This is a genomic window from Paenibacillus sp. SC116, from assembly GCF_024733555.1.
Taxonomy (GTDB): Bacteria; Bacillota; Bacilli; order Paenibacillales; family Paenibacillaceae; genus Paenibacillus_B.
Genome location: NZ_JANIOF010000005.1, coordinates 266,404 through 287,516, shown reverse-complemented (window position 1 = coordinate 287,516; position 21,113 = coordinate 266,404). Strand labels below are relative to the sequence as shown.

Sequence of the window (21,113 nt, the reverse complement as noted above, 5' to 3'; positions counted from 1 at the left end):
TATTGGACTCACGTTGCACCTTCGCTAAACGTGATCTGGAACCGGGTCGTTGCATGTTATGCCTTTTTTTATTTTTCAGGCCTATTTAATAGTAAAAATCGTTCATAGTATCTTCTGGATAACGGGGGTTGAAAGGTAGATTCATGTAATAGGATCGAATAGTTTCCTGGTATGAACATATCAGGAAGTATTTTTTGAATATGGAGCTTGTTCACTAAATAGCTGCGGTGAGATTGAAATAAATCCTTGGCTTGTGTGTATATTTCTTTGAGCGTAGATAAGGTGCGAATGCGTGAGGAGTCCGTGAGAACGATGTCGGAGTATAAACGGCTAATCTTTTCTACAAATAAAATGGTATCCTCCCGGATGGAGAACGAATGATCTTTGAGTTTGCATACGATAAGATGGGGCTTTAGTTGATTCGTACGAATTTTGGCGGGCAGTAGTTGACGAATCCTTTGTTCAATTAGTTCGGTGGAAAGCTGCTTCAAGACGGCAATCTTGTCTGTTTCGAAGTGCTGAGGAAGAGGGCGATGCGCATCTTCTTCTTGTAAAAATAAAATGGGTGGGTCAACACCTCGAAGATTGATTTCATGGCAAGCCATAATCATGCTTTCTTCTTTAAGTTGTGTACTGGTAAGGACGAGATCAGGTTCCAAATCCATGCATAGCTGAATGAGTTTGTTCTTCGAACGGGCGATGTGGATGCTTGCGCTGCCAAGTGATGTCACGCATGCCATAACCTTCTCTCTTGTTTCTTCATTGCTAATGGCAACAACAGTGGTAAACTCTTGCATGGTTCAATCCTCCCATTCTATCTATTTCGACTTTTGACAAATTTCGCGCCAGTTACTACCGAATTATTCACCGCATACTACGGAGCTATATCCTAAATTGTTTCTATAGTATACAATAAACTCACTTCTAGCAAATGGTAATTTTGTTATCGTTCATACGCAAATCTGTCTATGATGTTGCGGTATTCATCCTCTTGCCGAATCGTTTTGTCACCCTTCCTATGTGGCTGCTCGCTCTATTTTCACTTCCAATTCAGCAATCCATTTTCTCCTATTTAGCCGTTAAACAGACAACAATTCTGCTATTGTTTCAATCACATCCTCAATCTCATTACTATTAAGAAATATGAAATGAGAGCCAATGCAGTAAGCTTTTCATTCTCATCTTATGACTACGGTTAGACTAAACTAATAATTCCGATTTAACACATGGGACAAGTTGTATTATATCAATAATATGCTCAAGTTTAAATGATAAGGAGGAACTAATTCGTGTTTATGTTGGATGAAATTTTAGAAAACAAGTATAAGGAAGTAGCAGAGAAAATTCGGCTCAAGCCCTTGCAAGAAATACAAGCAAAGCTGGCAGAGGCGCGCAGTCCGAGACCTTTCTATGAGGCTCTTAATCAGCCTGGCATATCGCTAATCGCGGAAGTGAAAGAGAAGTCTCCTTCTAAAGGAACGTTCCGGGAACAGTATAATCCATTAGAGTTAGCTCGCATTTATTCCGAACATGGTGCACGTGCGATATCGGTCTTGGCTGACAAAATGTTTTTTGGCGGTGGTGCTGAGATTGTGGAGTTAATCGCGAATGATGAACAGGTTCATATTCCCGTCATGTATAAGGAATTTATTATTGACCCTTATCAAATTTATGAAGCTCGATCGGTCGGAGCGGATGCTGTGCTGATGATTGTACGAGCCATCGACCCTAGCCAATTGAAAGAAATGATAGGCCTGGCCCATGAACTTGGCATGCAGGCGTTAGTAGAATGCTTTACAGAAGAAGAGACCCAGAGGGCTGTTGAAGCAGGTGCGGCTATTATCGGCATTAACAATCGGGATTTGCAATCCTTCGACGTTGATTTGAAGCGTTCCGAACGTATTCGTTCTGGGCTGCCGGCTGCAACTTTGACAGTCAGTGAAAGTGGTTTGTCGACCCCAGATGATGCAAGGCAAGCGGAGCAATTAGGCTTCGATGCGATGCTAGTTGGAGAAGCGCTACTTAAGGCGTCAGATGTGGTGAGTAAAGTTCGTCAATTTGCAGGTGTTGCGAATGAAGTTAAATCGAACCCGTGAGCAGGCTCGTTGAGCAAATAGCAGAGGAGGAAAGAGAAGAGATGAATGGATTTTTTGGACAATTCGGCGGGGCGTTCGTCGCGGAAACGTTAATTCGCAATTTGGAAGAATTGGAGCATGAATACGAAAGGGTTAAGGAAGACGCTGCTTTCAGAAATGAAGTGGCAGCTATATTAAAACATTTTGTGGGTAGACCGACACCTCTTACCCCGCTGCATCGAATTCCATCCAAGTTGGGTGGGGGCAAGCTCTATCTCAAGCGAGAAGATTTGACGCATACTGGGGCCCATAAGATTAATAACGCATTGGCCCAGGCATTGTTAGCTAAGAAAATTGGAAAGCGGCGAATTGTTGCTGAGACAGGAGCAGGACAGCATGGAGTAGCTGTTGCGACCGTATGCAGCTTGCTTGGGATCGAATGTGTCGTTTATATGGGTGCTGTGGATGCAGTACGTCAAGCGCCGAATGTACAACGGATGAAATTGCTTGGTGCAGATTTGCGGCTTGTACACGCTGGTCAGCAAACGCTGAAGGATGCGATTGGTGAAGCGATCCGCGACTGGATAACGAACGTGCATGATACGCATTATTTGCTAGGTTCAGCCGTTGGGCCCCATCCTTTCCCGAAAATCGTTGCTGATTTTCAATCTATAATCGGCGAGGAAGCAAGAGAACAAATATGGGAAGCCGAAGGCCGACTGCCTGACTACGTAGTTGCTTGTGTAGGAGGCGGCAGTAATGCAATCGGTATATTTAACGGATTTATAGACGATCCGGAAGTAAAATTAATCGGTGTTCAGGCTGCGGGTGAAGGGATCGAGAGCAGCAAACATGCCGCCCCGCTCGTGAAAGGCTCACTTGGTATCGTTCAAGGCAGCTTTACCTATATGCTGCAAGACGCATACGGTCAAATTCTTGAAACACATAGTATAGCTCCTGGTCTGGACTATCCAGGTGTGGGTCCGCAGCATAGCTATTTGAAAGATAGCGGACGTGTGGAATACACCTCGATCAATGATCGTGAAGCGTTGAAAGCATTTGAATATTTGTGCCGCACAGAAGGAATATTGCCTGCACTGGAGTCGTCTCATGCGGTTGCTTATGCCTTGAAGCTGGCCCCGACTCTTTCTGAGAACCAGATTGTGCTGGTTAACTTGTCTGGACGTGGAGATAAGGACATGAATCAGGCGATTGAAGGTTTGGAGCGATTGGCACAACTGGAATTGGAAGGGGTGACGGTATGAGTCGTATCGAGAAGACGTTTGCCCATCTTCGTGAAAAGGATGAAAGTGCTTTAATTATGTATATTCCGGTCGGTTATCCGAACTTGGAAATTTCAGAGTCGTTAATTCGAGCGATTGCGGAATCCGGCGCGGATATTATCGAGTTGGGTGTTCCTTATGCGGACCCGCTAGCAGACGGTCCTACTATTCAGGAAGCTTGTTTACAGGCTGTCAAAAATGGTGCCAACTTGGACATTTGCCTAGAGACGGTCAGCAAACTGCGGGAGTCAGGTATAGACACGCCCATCGTATTTATGGGCTACTGCAACTCATTCCTTGCTTATGGCTTGGAACGCTTAGCAATCCAAGCGGTGGAAGTAGGCGTTGACGGCTTCATTATTCCAGACTTGCCCTCTACGATGGCACAGCCATGGGTACAGAAGTTTGAGCCGCATGGGCTTGATTTGATTTTCTTCCTTGCGCCTACGACGAGTGAAGAGCGCGCTGCTGCTGTTGTGAAGCAGGGCAGTGGATTTTTATACTGCATTTCGGTCACAGGTGTTACAGGAGTACGGCAGTCGCTGCCCGATGAACTGCCTGGCTTTATTCAACAAATTCGTGAGCAGTCGACTTTGCCGCTAGCTGTCGGATTCGGTATTTCTAATGAGCAGCATGTGAAGGAAGTAAGCAGCTATGCAGATGGAGCGATTGTAGGAAGTGCGCTTATTCAGGTCATTAAACATGCTTCACCGGAGACGGTTGAGCAGGATGTACGTGCCTTTGTGCATCAGTTGAAAAATGCGACAAGGTCAGTTGCTGCGGAGCGGGTGTAGGAAGATTAGCAGCCTCGTATAGAGGTTGTTCAATGCAACTGCGGTGCCAGTAGGTCCTTCTTATAGTGATTGTTTGTCATAGCTATGATGTCAGGAGGTGTGCGTTATCGTTAGGGTGAAAATTTGCGGGTTGACTACGATAGAAGCTGCGTTAGCTGCAGTCGATGCGGGTGCCGATTCGATTGGCTTTGTATTTACGAGCAGCAAGCGAGAAGTGACGCCAGAGCAAGCGAAACGGATCATACAATTACTACCGCCTTACGTTACAACGACTGGAGTCTTCGTTAATGAAGAAATCCATATCGTAAACGATATTGCAGCATACTGCCACTTGGATCTCGTGCAATTGCATGGACAAGAATCTCCGCAATATTGCGAGCAAGTGATACGTCCCGTCGTCAAAACCATCTCCATTCGCAGCGAGGATGATTTAGCCCAGATGGACGAATTTACGCACAAAAATAATGTGCGAGCCATTTTGCTGGATACGCATGTTGACGGTGCGACTGGCGGAACAGGTCAGCCATTTCCTTGGAAATTTGCTGTTGGGGTTAGTGAACAGCGAACGATTATTTTAGCAGGCGGCTTGCATGTAGAGAATGTAGCGAGGGCCATAGAGCAGGTGCATCCGTACGCAGTTGATGTAAGCAGCGGTGTCGAGACAGAAGGAGTGAAAGACCACTATAAAATGCGAAAATTCGTACAAGAGGTGCATTCTGCGAGTTTGGAAGCACATCTTGTGAGCGATTGAAGAGGAGCTGTATCCATGAAAAAATCGTTGATTTTTGGATTTGGAAGAGCTGGCCGCGGCTTGCATTTGCATTGTTTGCGCAAGCTTCATACCGATCAACGGCATACAGGCCTTTTTGATACAAAAGTCGGAGTTGTTGATCCTTATGCGAGCCATATACAAGAGCCTTTGTTAGCTTTTTATCGAAATGTAAGTGATGTAGAAGGTTTCGCACCAGAAGATACGGTCGTTCATATATGCACATCGCCAGAACTTCATGCTGAGACATTGCGGCAAGCGGCTGAGTATGGATATAGAAACTTCATGGTCGAGAAGCCGCTAGCCTCTACTTTGGCTGAGTTGGAGATGATACAGCAATTAGAACGTCAGTATGGATTGGACGTCCTTGTTGTAGCGAACTGGCTGTCCAGTTCCTTAACGGGAAAAATTCGAGAAATTCTTCGTTCGAATCGATATGGACCGCTTGCACTTATTGTGGCAGAACAGGACAAAGCTAGGCTGACTCGCACCTTGTCCAACATGAGCCATGACAGTGCATTGGATGTAGAAATTCCACATCTGGCAGCATTGGCTCTAAGTCTTGGCGGGGTGAAAGCGGATGTTGTACAAGCTTCTGTGACGGATATGCATGTGGAAGATGCGGTCGTACCGAATTTGGGCACAGCTCATATTTCACTGCTGCATGCAGGTGGGTTAACCTCTCGCTTGAACTCCAATCTTGCATCACCGATCCGTAAGCGAACGATTCGCCTCTATTTTGCGGACCATCAAATCGTCGGCTATTATCCTTGCGCACAGGATGACAGCTATTCTTGGCTGCAAATCTACGACAAAGACGGAGTACTTATCGAACAACAAGTGATGTACGATGATCCGTTATCGGCGATGTTTGTAGAGTATTATCGATACTTTGATGGGCTGTGCGCTAAGCCTGAAAGTGACTTGGCCTTTAATGCACAAGTTGTTGCTACATTATGTGAAGCCAAGATGAAATGCGGTCTTATGCTGCCTAAAGAAGAACAGGAACCATATGCAAATGCAGTTGTGCACTATGAAACAGTAAAAACGGGGTGATCGAAATGGCAATTTCATTTTTCTCTGGTGCGGCTTCATTCAAGCGTCAATGGCCGCTAATCGAAGAACAACTAGATCAGATTATTGAAGCAGGACAGTTTACAAATGGGCCGACTGTGAAAAGATTCGAACAGATGATGGAAGCTTATACAGGAGCGAAACATTGTATTGCGGTCGGCAATGCGACAGATGCGCTTATTATTATGTTGAAGGCGGCAGGAATCGGACCAGGTGATGAAGTCATCGTGCCGTGCTTTACGTTTTTTGCCTCTGCCTCAAGTGTCGGACATGTAGGGGCTACGCCTGTATTTTGCGATATCGATCCAGCTACGTACAGCATCTCGATTGAGGATATTGAACGTAAAATTACTGAGCGCACCAAGGCGATTATGCCCGTGCATTTATTTACGCAGCTGGCTGATATGAAGGAGATTCAGCGTATTGCTGACAAGCATGGACTGCTGGTATTGGAAGATAGCGCAGAGGCGATTGGCATGTTTCATGACAGTGTGCATGCTGGTTTAATCGGCAAGGCGGGTGTTATCTCCTTTTTTCCGACTAAAACACTTGGAGCAATTGGTGATGCCGGTCTCATTCTGACGAATGATGATCTGCTTGCACATCGGGTACGCAGATTGCGTATTCACGGTCAGGATGAAGGCGTTCCTTACGTGTATCACGAGGTTGGGTACAACAGTCGGATGGATGATATTCAGGCAGCTGTATTATTGTCGCGTCTACCTTATTTGTCGCAAGAGATTGCCAAGCGTGCTCATTTAGCAGCGCTGTATGATAAATATCTCGCGGCTAATCCATCTATTCAGACACCAGTTATTAGAGAGCGGGAGGATACAACCAATCCCGTCTACTATGTGTATTTAATTGAATGTGATCGCCGCAATGAACTGGTGCAGTATTTAACGGATAACGGGATTGGTACAGAAGTGTATTACCCGCTAACTTTGCATACGCAGCCTTGTTTCGAATCTCTCGGCTATGAGGAAGGAAGCATGCCTCATGCGGAGCTGGCTTGTACAAGAACGGTCGGGCTGCCGCTATATCCTGATTTGACTGAGGAAGAAGTTGCAGCAGTTAGTGCGGCTATTAACAAGTTTTATGAAGGAGGGGTGTAAGGATGAGCGTTCCTTTTTTCAATTACGGTGCTAGATATGCCGAAGAACGTGACGTAATCAAAGATATTGTGTTTCAGGTAGGTCACTCCGACAACTTTATTTTGAAGGAGGGGGTAGCTGACTTCGAGCAAGCGATTCGTGCCTATACAGGAGCAAAGCATGCGATAGCTGTGTCTAATGGAACGACTGCCTTAAGCATTATCTTGCGTGCATTAGGAGTTGGTCCAGGTGTAGATGTGCTCACTCCTGCATTCTCCTTTATTTCTACGGCCAGTACGATCTCCTTACTGCAAGCCCGTCCTGTATTTGTCGATGTTGACCCAGTGACAGGCATGATGGATCCTGCTGATCTGGAAGCGAAGATTACACCGAATAGCCGCGTCGTCATTCCGACGCATCTGTTCTCCGTGATGGCTAATATGCCTGCAATTCGAGAGATTGCAGATCGGCATCAGCTGCATGTGCTGGAGGATAGCGCTGTAGCGCTGGGAGCCAGTATGAACGGTACGAAAGCCGGGTTGCTCGGTGACAGCGGATTGTATTCGTTCTTTCCGGCTAAGCCGCTTGGTGGGATAGGCGATGGCGGAGTTATCGTAACAAATGATGACGAGCTGGGACAGCGCTGCCGTATGCTGCGCAACCATGGGCAGGACGGCATTACTCGCTTCCTTCATCATCATCTCGGATACAACCATCGCATGGATGAAGTGGTAGCGCGATATTTGCAGCATAAGCTCCTCCGGTTTGATCAATTGATAGCGCGCCGTGCTCAGATTGCTGCTCGTTATAACGAGGCATTCGCAAGGTTAGCACCGGACATTCGAGTTGTAACTGACGATCATTATGATCGTGTGTACTATACGTATGTTCTGCAAAGCGAGCGCCGTGATGGATTGCAGCAGTTCTTGCATGCACGGGGCATTGAGACCCAAATTTATTACCCGCTTGCGCTGCCCCTGCAACCAGCCTTTGCTTATTTAGGGCACAAGGAAGGTGACTTCCCTCATGCTGAAGCGTTGACGAAGAGGTCGCTTGCTTTGCCGCTGTATGCAGAAATGCCGGATGAGCATGTTGATCTCGTCATTGAGGCGGTTCTTGCCCATGCCAATCAGGTAGCAGTCCATGTTTAAGGCAGATGGCGGTGACAGGGATGAGCAGCGTATTGTGTTGTCGGGATTAAGTGATGAAGCAGGTGCTTCACTTCGTGATCAAATCCAAGCCCATGAAGAACTAGGCTGGCGTGAGCTTGAAATTCGCACGGTCAATGGGAGCTCGCTCGCAGATATCGAGGAAAGGGACTTCCAAGCGATCCGACGCGATATCGAGGCGGCCCACATGCAGGTGACCGTTGTCTCCTCACGCATCGCCAATTGGGAGCGGCCCATAACGGCACCTTTTGAATGGGATGCCGAGGAGTTGAAGCGGCTAGCAGCTAGGGTGCCTGCGCTTGGTACGAAATATATCCGGATTATGTCCTATCCGAATGATGGCTTGCCTGAATCCGTATGGAGGGGGAACGTCATCGAGCGTTTACACCGCCTAACCGAACTGGCAGCGGATGCGGGCCTCATTTTGCTCCATGAGAACTGTGCAGGATGGGCAGGAGCTTCGGCAGACCGTGCCTTGGATTTGGTGAAGTCGATAGATCTACCTAACTTGCGCCTTCTATTTGATACAGGTAACGGCATTTCGTATCGCTATGATACACACGAGTATTTGAAACAAGTACTCCCTTATGTGTTCCATGTTCATATAAAGGACGGCATTTGGGAGAATGAGCAAGCTGTCTATTCTTTACCAGGAGAAGGGCAATCCCGTGTGAGGGAGTCGATCCGCTTACTTCTCGAACATCATTATTCAGGAATCTTCGCCATTGAGCCGCATCTACATCTTATTCCACACTTGAAACAGCAGAGCATGGCAGATGGAGGCAGCTTGAAGCAATCCTACATCGCCTATGGCCGTCGCTTAGAAAGTCTGCTGAATGAACTCCAAGAAACGCAAACAGGAGGTGTATATGTATAGTGGATACCACTTGTACATCTCGATTATTCTCATCCGATTATGAAGCGCTGCTTCTTGAGCTGCTTGAATATCACACCGTTTCGCCTATGGAAACGGGGCAACCGTCCCTATTAGCGGAGGCACAGCAATGTTATGCCTCGTTTGCCGCAGCACGAACAGGTGCTCAAATCGTCGTACACTCGTCACCAGATCCTGCTCTGTTAATAGGAGAGGAAGTTCCTTTATCCGTGAAGGAGCGGGCGTCACGAATGGGTAGTACATTTTGGTCGTCTCAGCCCAATCTCGTGCTTCGTATCGGGCCGCAGCGCCCACCTGCGCAGACGCTTGTCTTCAACTTTCATATGGATACGGTCGATGGCTCGTTCCCTGTCTCCTATGATGGGGAGACATTCATTGGACGTGGGGCAGTAGACATGAAAGGGCCTGGTGTTGCGTTGTTGGCCGGTATTGAGGCCGCTTTGCAGGACAAGCCGGGTCTGCTTGATTCATATAGCATCGTCATCCAATGTGTTTCCGGTGAAGAAGGCGGTGCGATGGGCGTGTATGGTACGAAGGTGCTTATTGATCAAGGCTGGTACGGCCGCTTGAATGTATTTGCTGAACCTTCGAACGGTGTCTATTTTGACAATTCGACAACTTCGATGACAGCAAGGATCGTTGTTGAGGGGAAAGATGCAACCGATGATGCACCTCACAGTGGACATAATGCTACGCTGCTGCTTGGCTATTTGGCCCAGCAATTGTTCGCAGCTTTATCCGTGCCGATTACAGAAGCAGGCGGAAAAATGTGTTTGGCAGGTCTTCATACCGGGCAAATGCACAACAAGGTGTATGGAAGTGGACAGTTGCTAATGAACTTTGCTTATTTGTCAACGGAAGCAGGGCAGCAGTTCCGACTATGGATTGAAGATGCGTTTGCTGATGCAGTGCACCGATTCTCGGACACGTTCAGCACGATTGATGGGTCTGCTTTAACAGCCAAAGATGCAGAGCAAATCTGTCGTTTGGAATGGGTGAAACAGGGCTTGCCCGTGCTTAATAACCGTGATGAATCGCTGGAGCATTTCTTGGCAGCACTAGGTTTGGAACGAAGTCTGGATGATCATTTGCACGAAACCTTTACATGCGATGCAATGTGGGCGCAGCGTGAAGGGTGCTATACCATTGTATACGGCCCAGGAAGCCTGGAGAAGAATTTGGCTCATGCAGATGGAGAATGGATAACTAGACAACAGTTGGAGGAGTATGCGGTTTCCATTCGCCACTTGCTCCTATCGTATGTAACGATCGCTCAAGACCAATCTGTAAAGGAGACGATTGCATGACTGGAACGCTACTTACACAACAGCAAGTCGTTTATGTCCAATCAGAGCCATTGCATCAGTTTGTAACACAAGTGTTTCAAGCTTGTGGGGTATCTGAAAGCTACAGTCGTACGGCGGCAGATGTATTGTGCTATGCGGATGAAAAAGGTTTTGACACGCATGGCATTACAAATTTGGAACGCATTTATGTAGCTCGGCTGCAGGATGGCCGCATTGATCCGCAGGCAGAGTTTGCGATTGCAACGGAAACGCTGGGAACAGCTACGTTAGATGCCAAGCAGGGCTTAGGGCTTGTTGCAGGAGCCCGAGCGATGGAGATAGCGATAGAGAAGGCGCGCGCGACTGGAATTGGCTGTGTCGTCGTACGCAATTCCTCCCACTTTGGCAGTGCTGGCTATTATACAGCTCAGGCGCTCGATGCGGGCATGATTGGCATTGCGATGACGAATCTTGGCTCGCAGACGATTGCGCGTCCTTTGAATGGGACGGTTAATATGTTAGGTACGAATCCAATTGCCGTAAGTGCGCCATCTCAACATCTGCCTCCATTTGTACTGGATATGAGCACCACCGTTGTGGCGACAGGTAAGATTCGGGCTGCAAAGCTTCGTGGTGAGTCCATTCCAGAAGGTTGGCTCATTGACGAAGCAGGCAATCCCGTTACAGACCCGCAAGCTTACGAAGATGGATCAGGGCATTTACAAATGCTCGGCGGTTCGCTTGCGACAGGTGGGGCGAAAGGCTATGGTCTTGCACTAGTCGTTGATATTTTATGCGGCATCTTATCGGGTTCACATGTAGGTCCTAGTCCACAGCTCTTGGAGAAGGATGGGGCATCTCATGCCAAGGAAGACCAAAATATTGGACACTTTTTCCTTGCTATTCAAGTAGAAGCGTTTCGACCACTCCTTGAATTCGGTACTCATATGGACAGCATGCTGCAAACGCTGTTGGACTGCCCGACCCATTCCCCGGAGAAGAAAGTCGTTTATCCAGGTTATTTAGAGGCGCAAAGAAGCAGTTCCCCAATAGGAATTCCGCTGGATGTGCAAGTATATGAGCAGCTGTTGGACTTGGCAGATAAGCTTAAGATTGCGGCTCCAGAGCGCGAAACAATCATACCTAACGTTTGAGATAATAGAGGAGGATATAAGATGCAGCTTAACATAGGCATGATCGGAATGGGCGTTATTTCAAAATACTATGTGGATGCACTAACGACTCGATTAACCAATCCGGTGCTGACGGCTGTGTGCGATTTGAATGAGAGCAGACTCCAGCCGTTTCGTGAAAAAGGGATTAGCAGTTATCTGGATTATCAAGAGCTGTTGAAGCGTGATGACATCCATGCAGTTGTCATTAATGTGCCGAACGATAAGCACTTTGAAATATGCAAGCAGGCGCTTCTGGCAGGTAAGCACGTATGCTGCGAGAAGCCGATGACGCTAAAGTTGGATGAGGCGAGACAGCTTGTAGAGCTTTCGCGTGCTGCGAAGTTGACGATGTTTACTGCTTTTCATAGACGCTACAATGTACATTTCGAAAAAGCCTTGCAACGATTGACGTCTTTAGAGGACGTTTCCTTTGTAACCGCCAGCTACTTGGAAAAGATTGAAGAACATGCTGGGGACGATCAATGGTACATGCAGCCTGAACGGTGCGGCGGCGGATGCGTAGCGGATAATGGTCCTAATGTCTATGACACACTAGCATTTTTCCTTGGTCACATGAAAGTGAAATCCGTCGATATTACACGGGATGAGCGCGGCATTGATATGGAGGCGCGAGTGGAGCTGGTTACGGAAGATGGCATTCCTGTCACGGTTGATCTGGATTGGGCTTATCCGAATGGAGAGCAAAAGGATGTGCGGATCGTTTTCAAAAATGGCTACGAGATTTATATCGATATGTTAGAAGGTTTCCAAGAGTTTAAATCTTCTTTGTTCCATGAATATGAGGCGATACTGCTAGACTTCGTTGCGAAAATGGAAGCAGGCAATTGCCATGGTGAAGACGGCTATGATGCGGTTCGTCTTGTCCATGAAACCTATGAGGCAGAGGCGCTTCGTGTATGACCCATGCGCTTAGTAACCGGACAGCAGCAGTAGTGAAGCGCACAGTTACCGGATCGTTTGTAAAGTTGTTGTTCCATAAGCAGGAGCAGCGAGGGATGCAATTAATTGAGCATGAGACACGTTGTGTGCAAGAACGCGAAATTCATGAAATCGTAACCACCGATCATCACGAAGCGAGAAGTGGTGATCGGATTGATAGAGTAGGGTTTCTTGGATTTGCTGAGCTTCACTGTGGAGGTATCGTTGAACGCGGCGATCAGGTATGGATTAATGGAGAGCAGATCGGCGAAGTGTTGGGCTTCGACGAGTGCCACTACCCGAACCACTACAATATTATAATCGCGGTCGAAGAACCTGTTACGGCAACGGAACTATCATTAACTGTAGAGTCACAAATTTCTTTTGTAGGAAGAGGACGGATATTCGATTAAGTAAAGGACATATGGAGCTATGGAGGTGGCCTATGAAGCTGGAGGAGAAATTGCTTGCTAAGCAAGCACGAGTCGGAATTATTGGAATGGGCTATGTCGGTCTGCCGTTGGCTGTCGCTTTTGCACAAGAAGGCTATGAAGTAACAGGTGTCGATCTCAGTTCCGAAAAAGTAGGAATGCTCAATGAGGGGCGCTCCTATATATCTGATGTTGAGGATCGAGATATTTGCAATGTTCTGCTCAGCGGTCGCTTCGTGGCAACAACGGATTTCTCTGCTATTCAGCAGTTTGATGCCTTGTGCATATGCGTGCCTACTCCGTTAAGCAAGCAGCAGGAGCCCAATCTTACGTACATCGAATCGGTTGTTGCTCAATTGAGTGTGTATTTGCAAAAGGATACTTTGGTCGTATTAGAAAGCACAACGTATCCGGGTACGACAGATGAACGAATTGCTGATGTGCTTGCAGAAGAAGGACTGCTTGCTGGAAGTGACTACTATTTATGCTATTCACCTGAACGTGTTGATCCAGGAAATCAAACGTATTCGATCCGCAACACACCTAAAGTTGTTGGAGGGACTACGCCTACATGTTTGAAGCTGGGAGAGATACTGTACAGCTCTATTTGCGAACGTGTTGTGCCTGTATCGACAACGAAAGCAGCAGAGATGTCCAAGCTGCTTGAAAATACGTTTCGCAGTGTGAACATTGCCTTTATTAACGAAGTGGCCCTCATGTGCGATACGCTGGGCATTAACGTATGGGAAGTCATTCAAGCTGCCTCGACGAAACCGTTCGGCTTTATGCCGTTCTATCCGGGGCCCGGCATAGGTGGACACTGCATTCCGCTTGATCCGATGTATTTGTCTTGGAAGGCAAAAGGGGAAAACTTCTTCAGCCGCTTTATCGAGCTGTCGCAGGATTTGAACCGCAATATGCCAAGGTATATTATTCAAAAAGTTGTTGAAGTATTGAATGTGCAGCGCAAAAGCATTAACGGCTCTCGCATCCTTCTTCTCGGGATGGCTTATAAGCCTAACGTCAATGATTTGCGTGAATCGCCAAGTTTGGAAATCTATGAATTATTGAAGGAAAAAGGCGCGGTATTGACGGTGAATGATCCGGTGTGCGACTCCATGTCCGATAAGCAGGGCAACAAGGTGGAAATCGAGCGAACGGTAAATGAAGCGGAACTAAGCAAATATGATTGCATCGTCTTTTTGACATCGCATTCCGTGTACAATGTGCACGCAATCGCAGATTCTGGTGCTGCCATTTTGGACACGCGCAACGCATTTGCAGGCTTGAAAGCACCGAATGTACTGCGAATTGGAGATGAGTTGACACTTGAGCAAGATCGTTTGCTTGTAGCGCTGTAACTTCATTTGGAACATTGACTATTATGGATATTAATGGTACTATCCTCTCGCGACCATAGACGATTCTACAGCAAATAGCTTAATGGGTATCAGGAGGATTTATGGATGTATAGTGTTATACCGATGTCAGAACGTGTGCAGCAGCATTTGAACGATGTAAAAGTGTATGGCTGCCTCTTGGAGCTTTCTCCTAAGCAGGATGATGTGTTACATGAACTGAATCTGACAGAAGATTGGCATCATATTCACGAGCAGTGGAGAGGAATGGCCAAGTCAACTGTCGGAGAACAACCTCGTAATGCTGCCTATCAGCAGCTGTATACTCAGATTGGATTAAACCCGAAGAAAACCCCACCATCTGTGCAAAATTTACTCCAACGTTTCTTCATTAAGGACGAGCTCGATAAAATTCCAACCATTCACCCCATTGTAGATGCAGTAAACGTTGCGGCCATTCAGCATCTTATCCCATTAGGTGTATTCGATGCCCAGGCTGTGGAAGGTAAGCTACGACTTGCTTTTACAGAAGGGGGCGAGCCATTTCAAGGGCTTGGTGAAAGTGAAGCAGTAGCTCTGCCAGCGGATGTATTGGTGTTGGCTGATGATACGAAAGTATTGTCGCGTTTCTGTTACCGTGATGGAGAATCACAGAAAGTAAACGCAAATACAGCAATCATTTGGTTGCTAGGCTGTCAAGTTCCAGGCATTGAAGAGAAGGATATAACGGAGTCTCTTGACAAGGCTATTCAGATTCTTGGTCGGGGATATCGTATCGAACGCTTGGATCAAGTTGTAGATTAATTTGTTGTCATTTCTTATGAACCAATTATTGAAATCACACGATTGCGATGGGCGTTCCACTTCCTAGTTCCTTTAGGGGGAGCGCCTTATTTTCGTACACGAAGGAGGTTTACCTGTTGAGCACTAATGCAAAAGCGTACTGGGCGATGAGCATCGCAATGATTACGGTGGGCAGCTCTTTCGTTATTGGGAAACAAGTATCGGCTGTCTTTCCCGTATATTTGGCTTCCGCGATACGCTGTGGGATTGCGGCAGCTATTTTGCTCTTGCTGCTGTATGTACGAGAGGGGATTCCGAAAATTATACCGAAAGATCGCTTCTGGTTGTTCGTTCAATCGTTGACAGGTGTGTTCGGGTTCGGGATTTGTTTGTTATATGGATTGAAATATACATCGGCTGGCGAGAGCGGCATTATTATGAGCACGACACCGATGATCATTGCGCTTATCTCATTTTTATTTTTAAAAGAACGGTTGTCTCTCTACAAATGGCTAAGTGTTGCACTTGCGGTAATTGGAATAGCCGTGTTGAAGCTGAGTCATGTGAATGTGGAAACGAGCGCAGTGGATGGTTCTTTGGTCTGGTTTGGCAATTTGCTTGTATTTTTCGCTGTCATTGGTGAGGCGCTGTTTACGATATTCGGTAAGGTGCTTTCTGCTAGACTGTCGCCGCTTGCGATTGCTACGTTCGTGACCTTGCTTGGATTTTTGATGTTTCTTCCGTTTGGCATCTATGAAGCGTTCTCGTTCGAGTTTGCACAGCCAAGTGTTGTGGATTGGATGTACATTTTGTATTATGCGGTAGTTGTCACGGTGCTCGGATTTATACTGTGGTATTACGGCGTTTCTCTTGTGCCGACAGGTACGTCAGCTGTTTTTACTGGATTAATAGCGGTGTCTTCGCTCGCATTCTCATACCTTTTTCTAGGAGAGCCTTTCCACTGGAGTCATTTAGCTGGTATAATCTGTGTCCTAGCTGCGATTGTAATCTCTTCCATACCATCGAAGGTAGAAGAGAATCCGGCTGCAATAGGAGCATAATGATTGCTCTGGACATCAGATGACGTGACACGGAGGGACAGGGAATCAATGAGACGAGTTGATGTTGCTTACAGTTTAATTACGGATGAAACGAATTCTAAAGTGCTGATGGTGAAAAATCATGACCATGACGATGATGTCAGATGGTCTCTCCCTGGAGGAGCAGTTGAGCCAGGAGAAACGCTAGAACAAGCTGCGATTCGCGAGGCGAAGGAAGAAACGGGCTACACGGTTAAAGTGTTTGGTTTAGTAGCTGTGAATGAGTGTAAGTTCGAGAGAATACAGGAACATGCGGTATTCTTTACTTTTAGAGCAAGAATCATTGATGGACAAGAGCAGTTGAGTAGGCCTGAAGAGATTAGTCAGATTGAATGGGTGGATTTGCACGAAGCGGATGAGCGCATGCCGTACATAAAGGATGGTGTAAGCCGTCTTATCGATCGAGCGCAGGAAATTCCTTATTACGATCAAGGAAGAAAAGAATAATTCGCTGCGGGATGAAGTGTGAAAAGGTGCATGCAAACGTACAGAGACTGTGACTGAAATAGATTCGAATGGATGAGTCTGTTTAAGAGCAGTCTCTTTGTTTGGATTTACATTTTTGATACATATATTTCCGCACGGAGTTTGATCAAGTATGATGATGAGATAATCGTTTGAGCGTCAATATTTCCTTCAAAATATAGATGTACGAGGTGAACTCTATTGATTCGATCTTTTAGCGAGCAAAATAAAGATTATGTCATTGAAGCCCATTGCAGAATATACGCGGAAGAGTATCAGTTTGATCATACTTTTGCAGCCTTTATTAACGACTCGATTCATGACTTTGTTAAGCGCGGAGATCAGGAAAATGAACATCTTTGGCTAGCAGAAATAGATAACAAGAGAGGCGTGCTTGTACGCAGTAATAGATCGTGTAGATGTAACTGGAACGCTGTAAGTAGGAGAATGATCGATGAGAATGGGGAGAATTATTGGATAGGGACGAACGGCAGATGTATATGAGTACGGGGAAGGTCATGTGTTGAAATTGTACCACGGATCTATGCCGAAATCGGTCATTGTAGAGGAGTATCGAGTAAGTGAAGCTGTTTCTGCCGCGGGCGTGTTAACACCTAAGCCATTGGAAATAGTAGAGGTAGGACCGCAACTTGGAATTGTTTTTCAAAAAGTGGAAGGGAATACGCTGCTTCATCTGCTAGCTTCCAAGCCATGGCTTGTTGGTACATGGACGAAAAAGTTTGCTGATCTGCATGTTAGCATGCATCAGCAAGCGGCACCCACTGCTTTGCGTCAGCAGAAAGATAGCCTGAGTCAAAGTATTGCGAATGCTGCTCAGCTTTCTATGCGAGAGAAAGAGAAGTTGTTAGCTTATTTGGCTACCTTACCAGTAGAAGACAGGCTTTGTCACGGAGATTTTCATCCAGATAATGTCCTTGTAGGCACAGATGCATGGATCATCGATTGGATGACAGGTATGGCAGGGAGTCCAGCGGCAGATACAGCTAGAACCGTCCTATTACTGCGCTTCGGAACATTGCCAGATGGGATGTCGGTAGCTGTTCGTATTGTGGTCCAAATATTGAGAAGGGTTATGCTTCACATTTATTTGAAACAGTATTGCCTACGTTCACGTATGAAAAGAGAAGACATAGAACGTTGGATGTTGCCGATTGCGGCAGCACGATTGACGGATTCGATTCCTGAAACGGAGAAGCAGGAGCTCCTGCAGTTCGTGAGAAAGCGACTAAGCGATTAAGCCAACTGGAGCCATAATTAGGCTGACCTAGTAAGGGAAGTTGTACATTCAAAAATATAAATAAAAAGAGGTTATCGTTCACTTATGATGATTCGTGTAGAGACACCACAAGATTATGCGCAAGTATATGCGTTGCATGATATGGCATTTAATAATAAGGATGAGGAGTCTGCACTTGTAGAGCGCATTCGTAAGTCGGATACGTTCGTACCGGAGCTTTCCTTAGTTGCTGTAGAAGGAGAAGATATTATCGGTCATGTGCTGCTTAGCAAAGCTCATGTCGTTGCGCCATCAGGGACTAAGCAGGAGGTACTTGTGTTGGCACCGATAGGTACGAAGCCGACTCATCAGAAGCTAGGAGTAGGTTCCAAACTGATGGAAGAAGGATTGAAGCGAGCTGCAGAGCTTGAATATCCACTTGTACTGTTGATTGGTCATCCTGATTACTATCCCAAATTCGGATTTGTGCCGGCACGCACCTACGGATTGGAGCTCACACAGTTCCCTGTACCGGATAATGTGTTTATGGTGCGTGAATTGCAAGAAGGACTATTAGGAACAATCCAAGGTGAACTTCAATATCCTGCGTGCTTTTTTTAAATAAGTGAGTATCTCATACCTTCATTATCTCAATTTCCTTGGAGGGGATTGGTATCGGTGCTTTGCTGGAGTTGCTGGCTGGATTGCTAGAAGTGTTTATTAGCAGCAGAGAAGATGCAGAAGGTAGAGAGCGTCGTATCGATCGACGGATTAAGAAGCTTGTAAAGGAGCAGGAATGGTTTGATTTGTTGTATCGAGAAGAACGATACCAGGAGCTGTTTCATTCCAATTCGCAAGTGAGAGAAAAATTACTGGATAGGAAGTATGTAAAGTCATTGGAGCAAAGTGTGCGTGAGCGTCAGCAGTTTCAACAGGAGCTGGATGAGCTTGTCTTGTCGGTTCAAAAATAAGCTTCGTTCGATTAAGTGTGATATTTTTCATTGGAAGTATGCTTGAATTTGCAGTATTACATAACTATGAGGATAGAATTTAGCTTGTAAAAGTGTACATGACCTTGTCGTTCTTTACACCATGAAGGAGATGAATCATGTGAAGCAAAGCAGTATTGTTGCGGATCAGGACTTTGTCATTGAGCAAGTGAAGGAAGAATTCGGCTGTACGGTACTGAGCTGTGAGGGGCGCCCATGTTTGGAGTACAAAACAGATGAAGAACTTGCACAAATTTCGGATTATGTGCAGGCTGTATTTCAAAAAGAAGTGACAGACGTGTTCTTTGCCGCGGTTCCAAGTGTAGAAATGGATTAACATCTGAAAGATACGGGAGATGTAGTAACCCTTTACGTTTGCTATAAGAAAGTTTATAAGGCTGTTTGTTAACCAGTTGTCCAGATTTCTTCAGCGACTGGTTATTTGTGATGCATTCAATAATGATAGGTCAGGGAGTGAGCAAGTCGATAAAGTTGAGTCGTATTACCTATGTTTAAGTGAAACGGTGTGTCATTTCCATTCATAATTTTAAAAGTGTATAATTGTGGATATATTTTGATGGTTTCCGTATATCGTGGACACAAAGCCTATAGATAGAAAAGTTATCTAGGGCTTTTTTATTAAAGGAGGCAGAGCAACGTGGAATCAACTTCAAGAGTAACGATTGAATGTTTAACGATTGATGACTTGGAAGCATTAGTAGAGTTATATAAAGAACTGGTGGACCATGAGTTGCATGTGGATCAAATAAAGACACAATTTTTACGTCTACAAAATAACGAGGATTATTACATCATCGGCGCCAAGAATGAGGCGGGACAATTGATGGGGACGGCGATGGGCATCGTTTGCCATGATCTGCTGCTCGATTGTCGTTCGTTTATGGTGATCGAAAATGTTGTTGTCTCCAGTAACTATCGAGGGCTTGGCATAGGGAAGCTGTTAATGGAACGAATCGAACAGCTTGCGATTGAGCGTGACTGTTATCGTACACAGTTATTTTCGAGTGCGGTGAGATTGGCTGCACATCCGTTTTATGAATCGATTGGCTATGATCGTGAGTCGTCTATCGGATTTGTGAAATATTTATAAGGGAGCTGTAGATATGAAATCACACGGATGGACCCTGTTTTTTCCGGAACGAGTTATCAATCGCAAAGGAGCTGTGCGCGCTGCCGATATTCCTGATGATATTAAGCAGTGGCTCAATGAAGGAGTCCTTGAAAGCGTCAATCTGATGGAATGGCTTGCAGTTGATCATGTCGTACTTGTACAGCATGTGCTGCCTCGTTTAGAGTTGGGGTATCTTGTGGAGCCTGTAATACAGCAAATCGATCAGTTGAAAGAAAAGAAAGTCATGAAGGCAATGCCCTTAGTTGGAAAGCTGCTATATGAAGCACTTAGCGCGGAAGAGGATGTGCAGCAGAAGGCGATGCGGATGGAATCTATTTGGACACATGGATCGGATAGTGTTCGCTGCTGGGGCTGTTATATGATAAGCGCGAACCCTGATTTATCTCTACAACAAAAGTTGGAGAAAATGAAGAGATTCGCAGCGGATAAACATTTTGGCGTAAGGGAAATTGCTTGGATGGCGGTTCGCGATCATATTGCTCGGGACTTGAGCTCTGCTATTGAAATTTTATCGGTTTGGACACACGATGAAGATGCCAACATTCGTCGATTTGCTGTGGAAGCTACGAGACCATGTGGGGTATGGACAAGCCATATCCAAGGGTTTAAGCTTCAGCCGGAGTTGGCGCTTCCTTTGTTGGAACAGGTGAAATCAGACCCTTCTAAGTATGTACAGGATTCAGTAGGCAATTGGTTGAACGATGCTAGTAAATCCAAACCTGAGTGGGTACTTCAAATCTGTGGGCGATGGACCCAAGAGTCTGATTCTAAGGAAACTTCCAAAATTGTAAAGCGAGCGACTCGAACCTTGAAAAAGTAGGCATGATCTAGTCAATGCAGGCATCCTCTTACAAGGATTTATGCACATAGATTGCACTTTAGCTATTTTTAAAACGGGATCGAAATGGATGAATCCAAAACTTGTGCAAGGGTCAATGGCAGGATAAAATGACGGATTTGTTGATCAATGATTGAAATGCAAAAAAGAAAAGGTAATTTATCACCGTATAGGGGCCTGTATTAAAGGTAGTAATACAAAGGTAA

General features: G+C 46.0%; 24 protein-coding genes. 23 read left to right on the top strand and 1 reads right to left on the bottom strand.

All coding sequences use genetic code 11. The features are described 5' to 3' along the window. Positions 1-68: 68 nt before the first annotated feature. Positions 69-797, bottom strand: a complete 729-nt coding sequence (locus NQ117_RS19575) for a LytTR family transcriptional regulator DNA-binding domain-containing protein (RefSeq protein ID WP_258279699.1) — start codon at positions 795-797, stop codon at positions 69-71. 498 nt (positions 798-1,295) lie between these two features. Here NQ117_RS19575 and trpC point away from each other — a divergent pair, with 498 nt between their 5' ends. From trpC to NQ117_RS19460, 23 genes are all read left to right on the top strand, one after another. Next, on the top strand, positions 1,296-2,096 hold the full coding sequence (gene trpC, locus NQ117_RS19570; RefSeq protein WP_258279792.1) for an indole-3-glycerol phosphate synthase TrpC: 801 nt from the start codon (positions 1,296-1,298) through the stop codon (positions 2,094-2,096). Between the two features lie 41 nt (positions 2,097-2,137). Then, on the top strand, positions 2,138-3,340 hold the full coding sequence (gene trpB / locus NQ117_RS19565) for a tryptophan synthase subunit beta (RefSeq protein WP_258279698.1): 1,203 nt from the start codon (positions 2,138-2,140) through the stop codon (positions 3,338-3,340). Further along, complete coding sequence (gene trpA, locus NQ117_RS19560; RefSeq protein ID WP_258279697.1) at positions 3,337-4,152, top strand: tryptophan synthase subunit alpha; 816 nt, start codon at positions 3,337-3,339, stop codon at positions 4,150-4,152. Before trpB ends, trpA begins: the two co-directional genes overlap by 4 nt. Before the next feature lie 97 nt (positions 4,153-4,249). Beyond that, on the top strand, positions 4,250-4,903 hold the full coding sequence (locus tag NQ117_RS19555) for a phosphoribosylanthranilate isomerase (RefSeq protein ID WP_309137895.1): 654 nt from the start codon (positions 4,250-4,252) through the stop codon (positions 4,901-4,903). 15 nt (positions 4,904-4,918) lie between these two features. After that, positions 4,919-5,977, top strand: a complete 1,059-nt coding sequence (locus tag NQ117_RS19550; RefSeq protein ID WP_258279695.1) for a Gfo/Idh/MocA family protein — start codon at positions 4,919-4,921, stop codon at positions 5,975-5,977. Positions 5,978-5,982: 5 nt separating this feature from the next. Continuing rightward, complete coding sequence (locus tag NQ117_RS19545) at positions 5,983-7,110, top strand: DegT/DnrJ/EryC1/StrS family aminotransferase (protein WP_258279694.1); 1,128 nt, start codon at positions 5,983-5,985, stop codon at positions 7,108-7,110. Between the two features lie 2 nt (positions 7,111-7,112). Then, complete coding sequence (locus tag NQ117_RS19540; protein ID WP_258279693.1) at positions 7,113-8,240, top strand: DegT/DnrJ/EryC1/StrS family aminotransferase; 1,128 nt, start codon at positions 7,113-7,115, stop codon at positions 8,238-8,240. Continuing rightward, positions 8,233-9,135, top strand: a complete 903-nt coding sequence (locus NQ117_RS19535) for a sugar phosphate isomerase/epimerase family protein (RefSeq protein ID WP_258279692.1) — start codon at positions 8,233-8,235, stop codon at positions 9,133-9,135. Before NQ117_RS19540 ends, NQ117_RS19535 begins: the two co-directional genes overlap by 8 nt. After that, entirely contained in the window at positions 9,135-10,460 is a 1,326-nt protein-coding gene (locus tag NQ117_RS19530) for a M20/M25/M40 family metallo-hydrolase (RefSeq protein WP_258279691.1), read from the top strand. The genes NQ117_RS19535 and NQ117_RS19530 overlap by 1 nt, the downstream gene beginning before the upstream one ends. Beyond that, on the top strand, positions 10,457-11,593 hold the full coding sequence (locus NQ117_RS19525; RefSeq protein WP_258279690.1) for an Ldh family oxidoreductase: 1,137 nt from the start codon (positions 10,457-10,459) through the stop codon (positions 11,591-11,593). The genes NQ117_RS19530 and NQ117_RS19525 overlap by 4 nt, the downstream gene beginning before the upstream one ends. A 21-nt stretch (positions 11,594-11,614) precedes the next feature. After that, positions 11,615-12,535 carry a Gfo/Idh/MocA family protein gene (locus NQ117_RS19520; RefSeq protein ID WP_258279689.1) on the top strand — a complete coding sequence of 307 codons (921 nt, stop codon included), beginning with the start codon at positions 11,615-11,617 and terminating at the stop codon, positions 12,533-12,535. Beyond that, complete coding sequence (locus NQ117_RS19515; protein ID WP_258279688.1) at positions 12,532-12,966, top strand: DUF6917 domain-containing protein; 435 nt, start codon at positions 12,532-12,534, stop codon at positions 12,964-12,966. The genes NQ117_RS19520 and NQ117_RS19515 overlap by 4 nt, the downstream gene beginning before the upstream one ends. A 32-nt stretch (positions 12,967-12,998) precedes the next feature. Then, on the top strand, positions 12,999-14,345 hold the full coding sequence (locus NQ117_RS19510; RefSeq protein ID WP_258279687.1) for a nucleotide sugar dehydrogenase: 1,347 nt from the start codon (positions 12,999-13,001) through the stop codon (positions 14,343-14,345). 105 nt (positions 14,346-14,450) lie between these two features. After that, a complete protein-coding gene (locus NQ117_RS19505) occupies positions 14,451-15,146 on the top strand; it encodes a B3/B4 domain-containing protein (RefSeq protein ID WP_258279686.1) in 696 nt (231 codons plus the stop codon). Positions 15,147-15,262: 116 nt separating this feature from the next. Further along, the gene (locus NQ117_RS19500) at positions 15,263-16,186 is read left to right on the top strand and encodes a DMT family transporter (RefSeq protein ID WP_258279685.1); all 924 of its coding nucleotides are present in this window, start codon (positions 15,263-15,265) and stop codon (positions 16,184-16,186) included. Positions 16,187-16,234: 48 nt separating this feature from the next. Further along, positions 16,235-16,672: an NUDIX hydrolase gene (locus NQ117_RS19495; RefSeq protein WP_258279684.1), complete on the top strand. Its 438-nt coding sequence runs from the start codon at positions 16,235-16,237 to the stop codon at positions 16,670-16,672. Between the two features lie 219 nt (positions 16,673-16,891). After that, on the top strand, positions 16,892-17,194 hold the full coding sequence (locus NQ117_RS19490; RefSeq protein WP_258279683.1) for a hypothetical protein: 303 nt from the start codon (positions 16,892-16,894) through the stop codon (positions 17,192-17,194). A gap of 16 nt (positions 17,195-17,210) precedes the next feature. Next, a complete protein-coding gene (locus NQ117_RS19485; RefSeq protein ID WP_258279682.1) occupies positions 17,211-17,948 on the top strand; it encodes a phosphotransferase family protein in 738 nt (245 codons plus the stop codon). Positions 17,949-18,032: 84 nt separating this feature from the next. Further along, a complete protein-coding gene (locus NQ117_RS19480) occupies positions 18,033-18,548 on the top strand; it encodes a GNAT family N-acetyltransferase (RefSeq protein ID WP_258279681.1) in 516 nt (171 codons plus the stop codon). Positions 18,549-18,610: 62 nt separating this feature from the next. After that, entirely contained in the window at positions 18,611-18,898 is a 288-nt protein-coding gene (locus NQ117_RS19475; RefSeq protein WP_258279680.1) for a hypothetical protein, read from the top strand. Positions 18,899-19,037: 139 nt separating this feature from the next. After that, a complete protein-coding gene (locus NQ117_RS19470; RefSeq protein WP_258279679.1) occupies positions 19,038-19,253 on the top strand; it encodes a hypothetical protein in 216 nt (71 codons plus the stop codon). Between the two features lie 321 nt (positions 19,254-19,574). Further along, entirely contained in the window at positions 19,575-20,027 is a 453-nt protein-coding gene (locus NQ117_RS19465) for a GNAT family N-acetyltransferase (protein WP_258279678.1), read from the top strand. A gap of 13 nt (positions 20,028-20,040) precedes the next feature. Further along, positions 20,041-20,889 carry a DNA alkylation repair protein gene (locus NQ117_RS19460; protein ID WP_258279677.1) on the top strand — a complete coding sequence of 283 codons (849 nt, stop codon included), beginning with the start codon at positions 20,041-20,043 and terminating at the stop codon, positions 20,887-20,889. Positions 20,890-21,113 lie beyond the last annotated feature (224 nt).